Source organism: Pseudomonas sp. 39004, from assembly GCF_028682155.1.
Classification (GTDB): Bacteria; Pseudomonadota; Gammaproteobacteria; order Pseudomonadales; family Pseudomonadaceae; genus Aquipseudomonas; species Aquipseudomonas capeferrum.
In genome coordinates this window covers 1-15,380 of record NZ_JANIAG010000138.1, presented here as the reverse complement: position 1 = coordinate 15,380, position 15,380 = coordinate 1, and the positions used below count along the sequence as shown (strand labels likewise).

At 64.9% G+C, this 15,380-nt stretch carries 14 protein-coding genes; 3 read left to right on the top strand and 11 right to left on the bottom strand.

Going from position 1 to position 15,380, the window contains the following annotated elements:
• Positions 1 to 57: 57 nt before the first annotated feature.
• From NP534_RS20395 to NP534_RS20380, 4 genes are read right to left on the bottom strand one after another with little or no spacing between them, the layout of a single operon-like run.
• Entirely contained in the window at positions 58 to 918 is an 861-nt protein-coding gene (locus tag NP534_RS20395; protein WP_033702892.1) for an efflux RND transporter periplasmic adaptor subunit, read from the bottom strand.
• A gap of 10 nt (positions 919 to 928) precedes the next feature.
• Positions 929 to 1,129 carry a DUF1656 domain-containing protein gene (locus tag NP534_RS20390; RefSeq protein ID WP_027595286.1) on the bottom strand — a complete coding sequence of 67 codons (201 nt, stop codon included), beginning with the start codon at positions 1,127 to 1,129 and terminating at the stop codon, positions 929 to 931.
• Between the two features lie 4 nt (positions 1,130 to 1,133).
• On the bottom strand, positions 1,134 to 3,311 hold the full coding sequence (locus tag NP534_RS20385) for an FUSC family protein (protein WP_274099891.1): 2,178 nt from the start codon (positions 3,309 to 3,311) through the stop codon (positions 1,134 to 1,136).
• Entirely contained in the window at positions 3,308 to 4,837 is a 1,530-nt protein-coding gene (locus NP534_RS20380) for an efflux transporter outer membrane subunit (RefSeq protein WP_274099890.1), read from the bottom strand. The genes NP534_RS20385 and NP534_RS20380 overlap by 4 nt, the downstream gene beginning before the upstream one ends.
• Before the next feature lie 191 nt (positions 4,838 to 5,028).
• On the opposite strand from NP534_RS20380, the gene NP534_RS20375 reads away from it, so the two are divergent.
• Positions 5,029 to 5,976, top strand: coding sequence for a LysR family transcriptional regulator (locus NP534_RS20375; protein ID WP_033702895.1), 948 nt, complete (start codon positions 5,029 to 5,031; stop codon positions 5,974 to 5,976).
• 115 nt (positions 5,977 to 6,091) lie between these two features.
• Positions 6,092 to 7,066 (top strand): 2-hydroxyacid dehydrogenase, encoded by a 975-nt coding sequence (locus tag NP534_RS20370; protein ID WP_033702896.1) that lies wholly within the window; start codon positions 6,092 to 6,094, stop codon positions 7,064 to 7,066.
• Positions 7,067 to 7,075: 9 nt separating this feature from the next.
• On the opposite strand, the gene NP534_RS20365 is transcribed toward NP534_RS20370, so the two are convergent.
• Positions 7,076 to 7,972, bottom strand: a complete 897-nt coding sequence (locus NP534_RS20365) for a DMT family transporter (protein ID WP_095064184.1) — start codon at positions 7,970 to 7,972, stop codon at positions 7,076 to 7,078.
• A 182-nt stretch (positions 7,973 to 8,154) separates the two neighbouring features.
• Between NP534_RS20365 and NP534_RS20360 the strand changes: the two genes are divergently transcribed.
• Positions 8,155 to 9,030 carry a helix-turn-helix domain-containing protein gene (locus NP534_RS20360; RefSeq protein WP_274099889.1) on the top strand — a complete coding sequence of 292 codons (876 nt, stop codon included), beginning with the start codon at positions 8,155 to 8,157 and terminating at the stop codon, positions 9,028 to 9,030.
• 20 nt (positions 9,031 to 9,050) lie between these two features.
• On the opposite strand, the gene NP534_RS20355 is transcribed toward NP534_RS20360, so the two are convergent.
• The 6 genes from NP534_RS20355 to NP534_RS20330 all read right to left on the bottom strand — a co-directional run bounded on the left by NP534_RS20355 (position 9,051) and on the right by NP534_RS20330 (position 15,323).
• Positions 9,051 to 11,441, bottom strand: a complete 2,391-nt coding sequence (locus tag NP534_RS20355; protein ID WP_274099888.1) for a TonB-dependent siderophore receptor — start codon at positions 11,439 to 11,441, stop codon at positions 9,051 to 9,053.
• A gap of 116 nt (positions 11,442 to 11,557) precedes the next feature.
• Positions 11,558 to 12,541 carry a FecR family protein gene (locus NP534_RS20350; protein ID WP_274099887.1) on the bottom strand — a complete coding sequence of 328 codons (984 nt, stop codon included), beginning with the start codon at positions 12,539 to 12,541 and terminating at the stop codon, positions 11,558 to 11,560.
• Positions 12,538 to 13,095 (bottom strand): RNA polymerase sigma factor, encoded by a 558-nt coding sequence (locus NP534_RS20345; RefSeq protein WP_434519750.1) that lies wholly within the window; start codon positions 13,093 to 13,095, stop codon positions 12,538 to 12,540. Before NP534_RS20345 ends, NP534_RS20350 begins: the two co-directional genes overlap by 4 nt.
• A gap of 22 nt (positions 13,096 to 13,117) precedes the next feature.
• Positions 13,118 to 13,444, bottom strand: coding sequence for a DUF3325 domain-containing protein (locus NP534_RS20340; protein ID WP_274099885.1), 327 nt, complete (start codon positions 13,442 to 13,444; stop codon positions 13,118 to 13,120).
• Positions 13,444 to 15,021, bottom strand: a complete 1,578-nt coding sequence (locus NP534_RS20335) for a PepSY-associated TM helix domain-containing protein (RefSeq protein WP_274099884.1) — start codon at positions 15,019 to 15,021, stop codon at positions 13,444 to 13,446. Before NP534_RS20335 ends, NP534_RS20340 begins: the two co-directional genes overlap by 1 nt.
• A complete protein-coding gene (locus NP534_RS20330; protein WP_274099883.1) occupies positions 15,018 to 15,323 on the bottom strand; it encodes a DUF3649 domain-containing protein in 306 nt (101 codons plus the stop codon). The genes NP534_RS20335 and NP534_RS20330 overlap by 4 nt, the downstream gene beginning before the upstream one ends.
• Positions 15,324 to 15,380: the final 57 nt, after the last annotated feature.

Sequence of the window (15,380 nt, the reverse complement as noted above, 5' to 3'; positions counted from 1 at the left end):
ACCGCCGATGATCTCATGGGCGCCAGAAGGGTTGCGGCGAACACTGGGGCAAACACCTCACTCCTCACCCGGCTTCACCACCACCGTACAGGTCGTCCCCGCCGCCAGCAAAAACCCTTCTGGCACTTCATCAATGTGAATCCGCACAGGCACCCGCTGCGCCAGCCGCACCCAGTTGAACGTCGGGTTCACATCAGCGATCAGCTCACGGCTCTGCGGGTTGTCGCGGTCATAGATACCGCGCGCGATGCTCTCCACATGGCCGGTGATGCGCTCGCCGCTCATCATCTGCAACTCGGCCCGATCACCTACCTTTACATGCGGCAGCTTGGTCTCTTCGAAAAAGCCGTAGACCCAGAATGAGTGCTCATCGACCACCGCCATCACCGCCTCACCGGTGCGCGCATAGTCGCCCTTGTGAATGTTCAGGTTGGTCACGTAGCCATCCACCGTGGCCACGATATGCGTGCGCTTGAGGTTCAACTCGGCCGCCGCCAACTCGGCCAGGGCCTGTTGATAATCCGCCTGGGCCGAGTTGGCGATGTTGCTGGCGTCGTCGCGGTTTTCCTTGGAGATCACCAGGTTGTCCATGTCGGCCCGGCGCTTGGCATTGACCTTGCGCATCTCCCAGGTGGCCTTGCGCGAGGCGACCAAGGCCTTGGCCTGGTCGACGGCCAGCTGATAGTGCTCAGGGTCGATCTGGATCAGCAGGTCGCCCTTCTTCACCCGCTGGTTGTCCTTGACCGGCACGCCCACCACATAGCCCGGCACGTCAGCGGCGACGTTGATGATGTCGGCACGCACCCGGCCGTCGCGGGTCCATGGCGTGGTCATGTAGTGCAGCCACAACTGGCGGCCGATCGCCACGGCAGCCACCAGCACCAGCAGGGTGGCGATCAGGCTGAAGAACTTTTTCATCGAAGGTTTCTCACCAGTAGACAGACAGCGCCAGGGCGCCGAAAAGGCAGACGAACAGGCTCAGGCGCAGCAGCGCCGGGTGCCAGAAGAAGCGGTAGCCGTCATGGCTGGCGATGAAGCGGTCCAGGCCCCAGGCCAGGCCCAGGGCGAACAGGAACATCAGGGTCATGGTGGGCATGTACACGCCATGGAAGGCGATCTCACGGGGCATGATTTCACGGGGCATAATGCAATCCTTTCGCCGGTGCCAGCGGCGACTGAGGGTCCAGCAGGGAGGAACGGATGAAATGCAGGTAGCTTTGCGCGCGGCGCAGCACCGAGGTGTCGAAGTGCCGGGCGAACGGCTCATCGGTGGCCTGCACGCGGCTGATGGCATGGTCCACCGCCACCAGGGCACGCTCGTGGTTGCTGGCGCTGGGCTGCAGGAACAAGCGCGCCAGCGCCCGGCCCATGACGCGAATGGCCTGACGCCACGGCTGGGATTCGGCATACGCCGGATGGATCGGCGCGCGGGCCTGCTCCTTGCGCAGTTCGATGATGGCGTGGCCGACTTCCAGCACGGTGAACATCCATCCCATCAGCTCGCTCTGCACCTGCGGCTTGCCGGCCGCCAGGCCATAAGCCTGGTGCAGCAGGTCGCGGGTGCGGCTCTCGAAGGCCGAGCCCAGGCCTCGCAAGCGGCCGCTGATGGCGAACAGCACCTGCTCGCGCAGCTCCTGCTCCAGCCGGCTCCACAGCCAGCGGCTGTTGGGCGGCAGGATGATCGCCCCGGCTGCGGCGCAGACGAACATGCCGATGACCATGCCGATGTAATCGTTGATGAAGGTGTAGGGGTCGTAGACGGTCAGGTTGTTCGGCACCGAACCGATGGCGAAAAACACCAGCAAACCGATGCCGTAACCGGCATAGGCAGGCCGCGACGAGAGGAACGCCCCGAGCACGAAGACCGGCGCCAGGACCATGCACAGCAGCGGGAAGCCGTCGATCCAGGGGAATACGAAGAACGTCTCGAAGAAGCCGACAAAGGCCCCGATCGCCGTGCCGCAGGCCATCTGGAACGACATGCGCTTGGGGTTCGGCGAAGCCGCCGACAGGCCCACGGTGACCGTGGCGATCAGCGTCATCATGCCGCCGCTGGGCCAGTCGCTGAGCAACCAGTAGCTGCCCAGCAGCAACAGCACCGCCGAAGCGCGCACGCCGGCCGCCAGTGACACCAGCCAGCTGGTCTGCGCCACATACGGCTCGTCCCACTGCTCACGCTGATGCTTGTGCGCGGCCAGCGAGGCATGGGTCTCGGCATAGCTGTACATCTCGTCGACGAAGCGGTAGAGCAGCTCGAAGGCGGTATGGAAGTCGAGCAGGTCGGACTCGCTGGGGTCGGTCTGCTGGTACTCGGTGCGCAGCCCACGCACCTGGGCTTGCAGGCCCTCTTTGTAGGCGGCCAGCTCCAACGTCAGGCGCAACGCGTCCGAGTCGGTCAAGGCGCGGCCCACGTAGGGTTCAAGCAACGCGACCAAGGTGTTCAGGCCCGGCTCGATGGCGCTGACGATCTGCAATGGGCCACGTGCGCGCAGGCGTTCGAGCAACCGGTGCAGGGCGTTGAAGCGCGTGGTGATGGCCATGAATTCGCTGTTCATGCGCACCAGCCGGCCAGAGCGCCTGCGCATGTGCGGGTCTTCGAAGGCGGTGACGTTACGCAGGCTCTCCAGGCCCACGGCCTCGGCAACGAAGCGCACGTTGCTGGTTTCGAAACGGTCACGCTGGCTGTCGCCACGCAAGGCTTCGACCACCACCCCGGCAAACACGCCAAAGCGCTGGTACAGGGCGTTGCGCATGGCCGCGCTGGCCGACTGCGGGAGAATCGCGGCGCTGACAAAGGTTGAAACGAGAATCCCCAGGGCGATCTCCAGCACCCGCCACACAGCAGCCATGAAGGCCTGGTCGGGGTGTTGCAGCACCGGCAAGCCGATCATCGCTGCGGTGTAGCCAGCCAGCACGAAACCATAGGCACGGAAGGTGCGGTAACGCATGGCGCCCGCCGAGCACAGGCCGACCCACAGGGCGAGACTGGGCAGGAACAGCTCGGTGTTCTGCGGGAAGATGGCGATCAGCGCAACCATCATCGCCGAACCTGCCAGGGTACCGAGCACCCGGTAGAAGCTCTTGGCGAACACGTGCCCGCTTTGCGGCTGCATGACGATGAACACGGTGATCATCGCCGTGCGCGGCTGCGGCAGTTCCAGGCGCATGGCCAGCCACAGGGTGATGAAGGCGGCAGCCAGCACCTTGAAGATGTAGACCCAGGTCACACCATCGGTGCGCGCCCAGGCAAAGAAGCCCCGGCGCCACTCCAGGCTCTGCAGCCAGCGCACGGGCAGACTGGAAGTGCTCATTCGGCGTTATCCGGCTGCTTGTCGAAAACGGCCAGGGTGGCCGGGGTTTTCGGCGCAGCCTGGCGCCCTGGCTCCGGCACGTCCTGGCCCGCTTGCAGGCCGCCACCCAGGGCCGTGACCAGCTCGGCATGGGCGACCAGGCGGGCGGCCTGCACCTGCTGCTGCACCTGCTGCTGACGGAACAGCAAGGTTTGCGCATTGAGCACATTGAGGTAGTCGGTCAGGCCACGCTGGAAGGCGACCATGGCGATGTCGTAGGTCTTCTGCGCGGCGGCGACCGATTCGGCGGCGAAGTGCGACTGTTCTTTCATCGACTCACGACGGATCAACTGGTCGGAAATGTTTTTCAGCGCTCCGATCACGGTCTGGTTGTAACGCGCCACGGCCATGTCATAGCCCGCCGAAGCGACGCCCAACTGCGAGCGCAGGCGGCCACCGTCGAAGATCGGCAGGCTGATGGCCGGGCCGACGTTGTAGTTGAACTTGCGCCCGGTGAGAAACTCCAGCGGGCCGCCGCCGGTGGCCATGAAGCCCAGGCTGCCGACCAGGTCGACATTGGGGAAGAAGCCGGCATGCGCCACGTCGATGCCGCGGGCTTGCGCGGCCACCTGCCAACGGCTGGCCACCACGTCCGGGCGCTGGCCCACCAGTTCGGCGGGCAGTGCCGAGGGCAGCTTCAGCGGGGCGCCGAGGGTCAGGCTCGGGCGCTCGATCTGCGCGCCGTCGCCCGGCCCCTTGCCGGCCAAGGCGGCCAGCTGGTTGCGGGTCAGGGCGATGTCTTCGTTGAGGCTGTCGAGCTGGCGATGGGTTTCCGGCAGCGGCGCTTGCGCCTGGCTGACTTCGAAGTGGGTACCGATGCCCGCGTCCAGCCGGCGCTCGGCCAGGGCCAGAATCTGCTCTTGCTGCTCGAGCTCAGCCTTGACGATATCGCGCTGAGCAAAATGCAGGCTCAGCTGAATGTAGGCACGCACCACGTTGCTCTGCAGCTCTAGTTGCGCCTGGCGGGCCTCGGCCACGCTCATGTGCGCCTGGTCCACGGCCTGTTCACTGGCATTGCGTTCGCGGCCCCAGAGGTCGAGGGCATAGCTGAAACCGAGGGCGGCGTTGTTGTCCCAGGTATTGGCGCCCGACAGCGCGCCAGGGCCGTAGAACTGGTCTTCAGGCCAATTATGGCGCTTGAGTGTCGCCTGGCCGTTGGCCTGCAGTTTTTCCGCAGACTCGACCACACCGGCCATGGCCTTGGCCTCGCGCACCCGCGCCATGGCCATGGCCAGGTTTGGGCTGCCTTCGACGGCCAGTGCAACCCAGCGGTTCAGCTGCGGGTCGCGGTAGGCCTGCCACCACTGCTGGTCGGGCCAGTGCGCGTCAGTGGCGGCTTCGCGTATCGCTGCGTCGGTCGTCAGGGTGTTGGCGTGCAACGTCTTGCTTTGCGGGGCGATGCCCCAGGTTCCGATACAGCCGCTCAAGGTGAGGCTAAGGGCACAGGCACTGAACACTTGAAGCGTTCTGATGATGCGACGCGGCACAGCTGCGATTTCCCGAGGAAGAGGTGGAGGGGCCGAGCAATTCTAGGGGGCCGCAGGACTGGCGATAAGCGCATATTCCTGCGAATCTTTGTTACCAAACGCGCGATAATCAGCCTTTGGTCGAAGGTAACTTTTAATAACTTCGTCGTTACTTCGTGACACAATTTTGTCCTCTACCTTGAGAGCGACCCATGGACACCCTGCAAAATATGCGTGCTTTCAGTTGCGTAGCCCAACTTGGCAGCTTCACGGCTGCGGCGGCGCAGCTGGATACGACCACCGCGAACGTGTCGCGGGCGGTCTCCAATCTGGAAGCCCATCTGCAAACACGGCTGCTCAACCGCACCACCCGCCGCATCGCGCTGACCGAGGCCGGCAAGCGCTACCTGATGCGCTGCGAACAGATTCTTACCTACGTTGAAGAAGCCGAAGCCGAGGCCAGCGACGCCCATGCCCGCCCGGCCGGGCAGTTGAAGGTTCACTCGATGACCGGGGTCGGCCAGCACTTTGTGGTCGATGCCATCGCCCGCTACCGCGAATCGCACCCGGACGTGACCTTCGACCTGACCATGGCCAACCGCGTGCCGGACCTGCTCGACGAAGGCTACGACGTGTCCATCGTGCTGGCCACCGAGCTACCGGACTCGGGCTTCGTGTCGCAGCGCCTGGGCATCACCTACAGCATCGTCTGCGCCTCGCCCGCCTACATCGCGCGCAACGGCATCGCGCACAAGCCTGCCGACCTGCTCAAGCACGCCTGCCTGCGCATGGTCAGCCCGGTGATCCCACTGGAAAAGTGGCTGTTCGACGGCCCGGAAGGCCAGGAAATGGTCAACATCAGCACCTCGCCGTTCCAGGTGAACACGGCAGACGCCATGAAAACCGCAATCCGCAGCGGCATGGGGGTGGGCGTGCTGCCGATCTATTCGGCCATCGAGGGCCTGCGTGATGGCAGCCTGGTGCGGGTGCTGCCCGAGTACCGGTTGCAGGAGCTGAACCTGTACGCCATCTACCCGTCGCGCCAGTACCTGGATGCCAAGATCAAGACCTGGGTCGAGTACCTGCGCAACTCGCTGCCGGAAATTCTTGCAGCCCATGAAGCAGACCTGAAAACCCATCAGGTGCTGATCGCCAACTGAAAGCAGCTGCAAGCCATAAGCTTCAAGCCGCAAGAAAAAGCAGATCGTCGCAAGCGCGGCTTTTTCTTGTGGCTTGAAGCTTGTAGCTTGTAGCTTTTCTTGTGGAAGTTGCCCGATGAAAAAGACCGTCCTGGCCTTCAGCCGTATCACCCCGGCCATGGCCGAGCGCCTGCAGCAAGACTTCAACGTGATCCTGCCGAACCCCAAACTGGGCGACATCAGCGCCCAGTTCAACGAAGCCCTGCCCGAGGCCCACGGCCTGATCGGCGTCGGCCGCAAGCTTGGCCGTGCGCAGCTTGAGGGCGCGGCCAAGCTTGAGGTGGTGTCCAGCGTCTCGGTCGGCTACGACAACTATGACGTCGACTACTTCAACGAACGCGGCATCGCCCTGACCAACACCCCCGACGTGCTGACCGAAAGCACCGCAGACCTCGGCTTCTCGTTGATCATGGGCTGCGCCCGGCGCACGGCCGAGCTCGATGCCTGGACCAAGGCCGGCCAGTGGCAGGCCACCGTCGGCCCGGCCCACTTCGGCAGCGATGTGCACGGCAAAACCCTGGGTATCGTCGGCATGGGCAACATCGGCGCCGCCATTGCCCGTCGTGGGCGGTTCGGTTTCAACATGCCGGTGATCTATGCCGGCAACAGCCGCAAGACCGCGCTGGAGCAAGAGCTGGGGGCGCAGTTGCGCAGCCTGGAACAACTGCTGGCCGAAGCCGATTTCGTCTGCATCGTGGTGCCGTTGTCCGAGGCAACCCGCAAGCTGATCGGAGCCCGTGAGCTGAAGTTGATGAAGCCAAGTGCCTTCCTGATCAACATTGCCCGCGGCCCGGTGGTCGATGAAGCGGCCCTGGTCGAGGCACTGCAGAACGGCACTATTCGCGGCGCCGGCCTGGATGTGTATGAAAAAGAGCCGCTGAGCGAGTCGCCGCTGTTCAAGCTGCCCAATGCCCTGACCCTGCCGCACATCGGCTCGGCCACCGCCGAAACCCGTGAGGCCATGGCCAACCGGGCGATGGACAACCTGCGTGCGGCGCTGCTGGGCGAGCGGCCGCGCGACCTGGTTAACCCGCAGGTGTGGAAGGGCTGAGGTTTCCGCCTAGCGAGCCAACACGGCAGCCGGCTTGAGCGAAGGCTTGCGAAACACCAGCACGTTACCCGCCATTACCGCGACGAGCCCCAGCAACGCTGGGGCCGTCCATTGGTACCCTTCGGCAAACGCCGACACGTTCAACGCCACCAACGGGAACAGCACCGTGCAATAGGCTGCCCGCTCCGGCCCCATACGCCCGACCAGGGTCAGGTAGGCGGTGAAGCCGATCACCGAACCCGGGATCACCAGGTACATCAACGAGCCGATGTAGCGGGTGTTCCATTCCATGGCGAAAGGGATGCCGTTGAACAGGCAATACACGGTCAGCATCGCCGCGCCATAGACCATGCCCCAGGCATTGGTGGTCATAGGTTTGAGCCCGGCCTTCTGCTGCATGCTCGACAGCATGTTGCCGGCCGAGAAGCACAGCGTGCCGAGCAGCGCCAGGCCGAGGCCGTACAAGGTTTCACGACTGGCCGCATGGTGGCCGAGTTCGGGCCAGAACAGCAGGCCCAGGCCCAGCAGCCCCAAAGCGCCGCCGCCCAGCACATTGGCGGCGATCTTCTGGCCGAAGAACACCCGCGCATTGAGTGCGTTCCACAAGGTCGCGGTAGAGAACACCACGGCGATCAGGCCGCTGGCGATCCACTGGCTGGCGGTGAGAAAGCACATGAAGTTGACGCAGAACAGGCACAGGCCCTGCGCCAGGCAAATGAGGTGGCCGCGGCGGTTCATCGGTTGCAGGCGGCGGGTGAGCAGCAAAATGGCGAACAGGATCAGCCCGGCCAAGGCGAAGCGGTAGACGATCGATACGGGGATGGCGACCACGCCCAGTTGCAGTTTCAGGGCGATCCAGGTGGTGCCCCAGATCAGGACGGTGAGCAGGTACAGGGACAGGTTCATGGCGGTGGTTCCTTGGGCCTTTCGAGATCGGTGCCCGGCGCTTCGCGGGGCGCAACCCTCGCCGAGGCCCTCAGTGTTCGCCCTGCTGGCCCCTTCGCGCTTGCACAAACTTGCGCTTTTGTACTGCAGCTAGCTGCCTGCGCGGCCAACTCGCAGTACGATGGCGCTCAGAGGAATCGCCCATGACCCCACTGTCCCAGCTGCAAGTGTTCAACGCCATGCACGCCTCGCCCCACGCCCGCCTGGAGCTGAGCGCGCACCTGGGCGACGGCCTGGCTGCGGCACTGTGGCGTAACCGCGACGATGCCCGCGACTACCAGGCGCCAAGCCATCACACGCTGTCGTGCTACATCGCCGATGGCACCGGCACGTTTCGCCGCCAGCGCCCGGCCGACAAGGGCGCGCCAAACAAGCTGTGCGTCATGCCGGCCGGCCATGAGTCGAACTGGGTGGTCAATGGCGAGATCCGCCTGGCCCACCTGTACATCAGCGAGGCACAGTTCGCCCTCGGCTGTGTGCGCCTGCTGGACCGCGAACCGCGGGAGCTGCAGTTGCAGGAGGCGACGTTTCTCGACGACCCGCAGCAGGCGCTGCGCTTTCACCAATTGATCAGCCTGGACTGGGATGAACCCGGCGAGCGCTTGCTGGCCAGCAGCCTGGCGCACGAAATCGTCGACCACGCGGTGCTCAGCCAGGTTGGGCTACGTGAGGGCTTGCGCTTGAAAGGTGGGCTGGCGCCGAACCTGCGTCGGCAGTTGGTCGAATACATCGAGGCGCACCTGGACCAGCCCATCACCCTCGGCGAGCTGGCGGTGCGCTGCAATTTGTCCGAGTACCACTTTGCGCGCATGTTCCGCAGCAGTTTCGGCTTGCCGCCGCACCAGTACCTGCTGGCTCGGCGGCTGCATCGGGCTTGCCAGTTGCTGCGCCTGGGCCAGTTGCCACTGGGCGAGGTTGCGTTGCTGTGCGGGTTTGCCAGTGCCAGCCATTTCAGCAACCGGTTTCGTCAGGCACTCGGGGCCACACCCGGCGCTTATCGTGCAGCCTTCACCCTTTGATGGGGCCGCTGCGCAGCCCTTCAGAATTCCAAGGTGCTGGAAAGGCTCACCTGCCGTGCATCCCCCACCGCCACGAAGTACTGGTTCACCGCCGAGCTGTAGTACACCTTGTCGAACAGGTTCTTCACGTTCAGTTGCAGGCGCACGTTGTGTTCGTCGAGCTTGGTCTCGTACGTGGCAAAGGCATCGGCCACGGTATAGCTCGGCAGGTCGAAGGTGTTGGTCGCATTCCCCGCACGCTCGCCCACATAACGGGCCCCGGCACCCAAGCGCAGGCGGTCAGCGCCGAACAGGCTGCCAAAGTCATACACCGCCGACAACGAGCCGCTGTGCCTGGCCACGTTCTGCAGGCGGTTGCCTTCAAGGTCAGGGTCTTTGGTCACCTTGGCATCGGTAAAGGCATAGCTGCCGATCAGGCTCCAGCGCTCGCTGAGCTGCCCGGTCAGGTCCAGCTCGACACCGCGTGAATTGACCTCACCGGCATTGCTGTAGACCGTCTCGCCGGTGCCGCTGTCGAAATTGGCCACCAGCACGTTGCGCTTGGTGATGTCGAACAGCGCCAGGGTCCCGGTCAGGCTGCCCGGCATGTCCAGCTTGGCGCCCAGCTCCCACGACTTGCCCTCCTCCGGCGCCACCGAGGCATCCAGCACCACGCCGCCGGTCAGCGGCGCAATGCTGGAGTTGGGCTTGAACGACTCGCTGTAACTGCCATAGAACGACAGCTGGTCATCGACCTTGTAGACGATGCCGGCATGCGGCACCCAGGCCTGGCCGCTGGTGTCGGTATTGGCCTTGAACGGGCGACCGCGCCCGGCGTACTGGTCGAACTGCTGGAAACGCGCGCCGGCCACCACAATCCAGTGGTCGTCCAGGTGCACCGCGTCCTGCATGAACAGGGCATCGCTGCGCAGTTTGTCGGTCTGGTCGCTGTCGCTGGCGCGCACGCTGCTGCCCTCCACTTCCTGGCCATACACCGGGTTCACATAGCTGAAGCTGGACTGCGCGGTCTGGCGAATCAGGTCGCCACGAAACACCTTGCGGTCTTCGTGATCGATACCGAGCAGCAGGTCATGCTGCAGGCCGCCCAGCTCGACGTTGCCCGCCAGGCTGACGGTGGCGAACTGGTCGCGGCTCATGGCGTTGTGGGTGCCATCGATGCTGCGCGTCAGCGTGCCCTTGGCCTCGTTGACACCGGTCACACGGACCTGGCTGGCATCGTAGGTTTCGCGGTTGAAGCTGTAGCCGAAGTGCAGCTTCCAGTCATCGGCCAGTTGATGGTCGACCTCCAGGCGGTACAGGTCGGAGCGCCCTTTCATGTCGTTGAACGGCTCGTCCAGGCGACGCGTGGCCGGTATGTCCAACGGGTGGCCGTTGCTGCCAAATGCCGTGCCGCGGTCGAAAGGGTAGCGAAACTCGCGGTACTCGTAGGCCAGCACCACCTGGGTGTCCTCGCCCAGCCAGGCCAGCGACGGCGCCACCAGCGATTCGCGGTGCACGCCGAAGTTGCGCCAGTAGTCTTCGTCCTCATGATCGACGATCAGGCGGTAGGCGAACGGGCTGTCGCCCAGTGCCCCGGTGCTGTCGAAACCACCGCCGCTGCCGTTCTTGCCGCTGCCGTAGGTCGAGCCGCGCACGGTCAGGGCGTTGTACTGCTGCAGCTGCGGGCGCTTGCTGACCACGTTGATGACCCCACCCGGGTCCTGGATGCCATACAGCAACGAGGCCGGCCCCTTGAGCACCTCGACCCGCTCGGTACTGGCGTTGAGGCTGCGGCCCTGCACGATGGGCATGCCGTCACGCATGATCGAACCGTCGCGGTTGTCACCGAAGCCGCGCTTCATCACAGTGTCGGAGGTGCCGCCGAAGTTGTTGCCCTGGGTGATGCCGCTGACATGGGTCAAGGCGTCATCGAGGTTGCGCGGGGCCTGGTCACGGATGACCTGGGCCGGGACTACGTTGATGGCCTGGGGGATGTCCTGGTTCGGGCCTTGGCCACGCATGATCGAGGCACTGGCTGGGGGCTGGTAGCTGTAAGCGTCCATTTGCGAGGTCACAGTGGTGGCCTGCAGGTTCAGTGCCCCGTCGGTGCCCACGGCTTCGAGGGTCAGGGTGCGCGCATCGACGCGGCGCCAGGCCAGGCCGGAGGTGCCCAGCAATTGCTGCAGCGCCTGCTCGGCGCTGTACGTACCGTTGAGAGCGGGTGCTTGTATGCCTGGAAGCTCGAGGGTGTAGACCACGCTCTGGCCGGTGGCACGGCTGAAGGCATTGAGCGCCTGGGCCAAGGGCTGGCTTGGTTGGGCGAAGGTGTACGCCTGCATCTGCTCGGCGGCCCCGGCCAGCGGTGCGATGGCGATGACCGGGAACACTGCAAGACCGAGCCAGAGGGGGACGCAACGCGAGGTGAACTTCATGGACGCTGACCTGTAAGTGGGTATTGACTGCGAATGAATCGCACTTCCACTCATTACACGGATGCCACGTCCTGTTACCTCATCCGTTATCTGAAATATTTTTGCGCTACCGGTGCCTAGCGAATAAGGGTCAAACGCCCCAATACCGTCTGCCGCGAAAAGCCCATCACCTTGCCGAGCGAGTCGAGCGCCGCCAAAGGTTCCTGCACCGGGAAACTGCCACTGACCTTGCGTTGCCCCAACTCACTATCAAGCAACAAGATGCGCCCCGGGTAATAGCGCCCAAGATCTTCGACCACCTGCGCCAGCGGCACCTGGTAGTAATTCAGCCAGCCCTGGCGCCAAGCCTGGCGGCTCTCGCTGTCCACGCTCAGGGTGCTGCCCGCCCGGCCGTCAACGTAGGCCAGTTGCTGATTGGCCGTCAGTTCACGGGCAACCTCGCCTTGCACCGGCGTCACCGCCACCCGCCCACTGCGCACCGTGACTTGCGCGCCGTCACCCTGCTCACGCACCTCGAACTGGGTGCCCAGCACCCGCACCTCGCCGCCCGCAGCGGCTACCAGAAACGGCTCACCCGTGTGGGTGACCTCGAAGAACGCCGCCCCGCGCAGCAGCCGTACTCGCCGCTCGCCGTGCGCAAAGTCGACCGCAATGGCGCTGCCCGCATCCAGTGTCACTTGCGATTTGTCGGCCAGGGTCAGCTGGCGGACGTGCCCTGTGCTGCTGTAGTCGGCCTGCAGGTCCTGCAACCAGAAGCCGGGGTGCCAACCGCCCACAACGCCGACCGCCAGCACCAGGCAGGCTGCCGCCGCCAAGGCGGTGACACGTTGCCGCCAACGGCCTTGGGCAGGTGCCTGGGCGATGGCATCCAGATACTGCTGCAGGCCTTCGCGCTCTTCATCGGCCAACCGCGCCGCCGGCACCGCGCTCATCTGCCACACAGCCTTGGCCTGGGCATAGGCCTCGCGATGCCCCGGGTCGGCCAGTAACCAACGTTTGAACGCCGCGCCCTGGGCTTGCTCAGGCTGCTCGTTGATGCGGATCAGCCACTGCAGGGCGGCTTGTGACTGCGCAGCAGTGATCGAATTCGGACGGCTCATCGACGGGCGCTCCCTGGCCTGCGCATGGTGGACGCGGGCTCGGCGATACTCGCCTTGCACGCTTCGAGGGCGCGCATCATATGCTTTTCCACAGCGCTCTGGGACAGTTGCATGGCCGTGGCAATCTCGCTGTACGTGCAGCCGTGGATGCGGTTGAGCAGAAAGATCTGCCGCGTACGCGCGGGCAAGGCACGCAATGCAGCTTCGATGCGTTGCAGGTCGTGATCCACCTCCAGGGAATGCTCAGGCTCTGCGGCGCAGGCCTGCTCATCCACGGCCTGCGTGGCTTCTGCCACGCGCTCGCGGCTGCTTTCACTGCGCAAGTGGTCGATGGCGAGGTTGCCGGCACAGCGCAGCAGGTAGGTGTCCAGTGCCTCGACCTTGACCTCGGGGCGGCGCCAGAAACGCAGGAACAACTCCTGCACCAGGTCCGATGCCGTGGCCCGGCAGCCGACGCGGCGGTTGACCAACGCTTCCATGCGCGCCCGCTGCGCCAGGAACACCTGGACGAAACGCGCGCGCCCGCTGGCGCTGTCGGCGTCAGGTTCGCGCATGTCTTGCGGCTGGCTCAAGCGGTCACCCCGCCAGCACAGCCAGCAGCGGGCCCAGCACCAGGCTGGCGGCGGCCAGGCCCAGCAACAGACGTGGCTGGTACGGCAGGACGAACACCCAGAGGGTCACCCCCGCCATCAACACCGCGATCCACTCCACCAGGCCATGGCCCCAGCCCCGCAGTTGCACGCTGAGTGCCAGCGACAGCATCAGCAGCAGCCAGCCACCAACGCGCAGCAAGCGCACCTGCTGCGGGCGCGGCTTGCGCCCAAGCAGGTCGCTGAAGTGTTTTTCCATGGCCAGGCACAGGGCAGCGAAGCCTGCGAAGCCGATCAGCGCGATACCTAGCATCAGCCCACCTCGACCATGTCAGCAGCCGGTTTTTTTGCCGCACGCGAGGCGCGCTTGGCCACAGGTTTTGGGGCGCGCAGCATCTTGCTGGCCGCCCAGGCCAGGAACAGGCCGACGGCCAGCGCCGTGAGATCGAACCCGGCCATGGCCCAGTCGCCAACCTGCAGCGAATGATCAAGGCCCTGGCCGGTGGTCAGGCCATTGACCAGCGGCAGCAAGGCGAACGCCAGCGCGCCCAGCGCCAGTTGCTCACCCCAGGCGCGACGCCCGGGACGTAACACGGCATGCACCAGCGACAGCAGCCAGGCCAGGAAGAAGGCGTTGACCTCCCAGTCGGCGCGGCCTTCCAACGCCACAGGAACCAGCCGGTTAGCCCAGAAGAACCCCGCCACCGCCAGCAGCAGGCCGCTCATGCTGGCAATGTTGAGCACCTCGACCAGGCGCAACTCGCCCGGCATGTGCGCGCTCTTGGCATGCTTGAGCTGACGCTTGCCCAGCCACATCACCAGGCCTGTGCCGATCACCGCCGTGCCAGCCACACCGAACACGAAGTACAGCCAGCGCAGCCAGGGGCCGGCGAAATTGCCCATGTGCAGGCCGGCGAAGCTGAAGGCCGTCGCCATCGCCCCGCTCTCCGGCGCACCTTGGCTCAGCAGCGCGCCGTTGGTGCCGTCGAAGGTCCACTTGGCGCTGCGCTTGTAGGCGATGTTGTCGGCGGAGGCCTGGGTGAAGGTGACCTGGGCATTGCTGTCGCCGGGGTTCTGCAGCTGGATGTAGCCGATACGCGCACCTGGCACTTGTTCCTGAACCTTGCCGTACAGCATCGGCAACGGCACCAGCGGTGTCGCGACATTGGCCGCCTTGGGTGGATCGTCACGGCCGAACAGCTCGTTGAAGTATTCGCCGGTGTTGCCGCCGTAGCTGGCCAGGATGCCGGCAGGCATCACCATGTACATGAACAGCACCAGGCTGCTGTAGCTGATCATCAGGTGGAACGGCAGCACCAGCACACCGATTGCGTTGTGCCCGTCCAGCCAGGAGCGCTGGCCCTTGCCGGGGCGGAAGGTGAAGAACTCCTTGAAGATCTTCTTGTGCGTGATGATCCCGGTGACCAGGCCCACCAGCATGATGAAGGCACAGAAGGTCGACAGCCAACGGCCAAACGGATACGGCATCTCGAGCTGGAAGTGGAAGCGGTAGAAGAACTCGCCGCCGCGGCTGTCACGGGCCTCGACCGGCTGGCCGGTCTGCGCGTCGAGGCTTTTGCTGACAAAGCCGCGCCGCCCCGCCTCGGGGTCGCGCCAGCTCACGCTCAGCGCAGCCTCCCGGGCATTGGGCAAACGGATCATCCAGCTGCCGGCGTGCGCGGCGTTGGCCTCCAGATAGCGCTGGGCCAGGCCCAGGCTGTTGACCGGGTCGAGCGCATGGCGGTGCACTTCGGGCTGGGTCCAGTGGTTGATCTCTTCCTTGAAGTACGACAGCGTGCCGGTGAGGAAGATGGCAAACAGCAGCCAGCCGAAGATCAGGCCGGCCCAGGTGTGCAGCCAGGCCATGGCCTGGCGGAAGCCTTCTTTCATGGGGTTTTCATCCAGTAGGCAATCCCGCTGGCCATGGCCATCAGCAGGCTGGGCAACAGCACGCCCAGCCAGGCACGCCAGGCGCTGCGGCAAGCGAAGCACCAGACGAAGGCCAGCAGGTAGAAGACGAACGACAGCAGCAAGCCGATGAGCGTCGCGTCTACCCGTGGCAGGGGCGCCAGCAACGCGATGCAGACACTGGCCATGGACGCCAGCAGATAACCGCCCAACAACGCGGCCAGGCAACGTGAAGCCACGGCCAGGCGGTAGCTGAGTGGTACGCCGGTGGCTTTGCTCTTCATGGCGGAGGTCCGGGCATTTTCGGGGCTGCAATAGTAATGATTTCAATTCTCATAAGC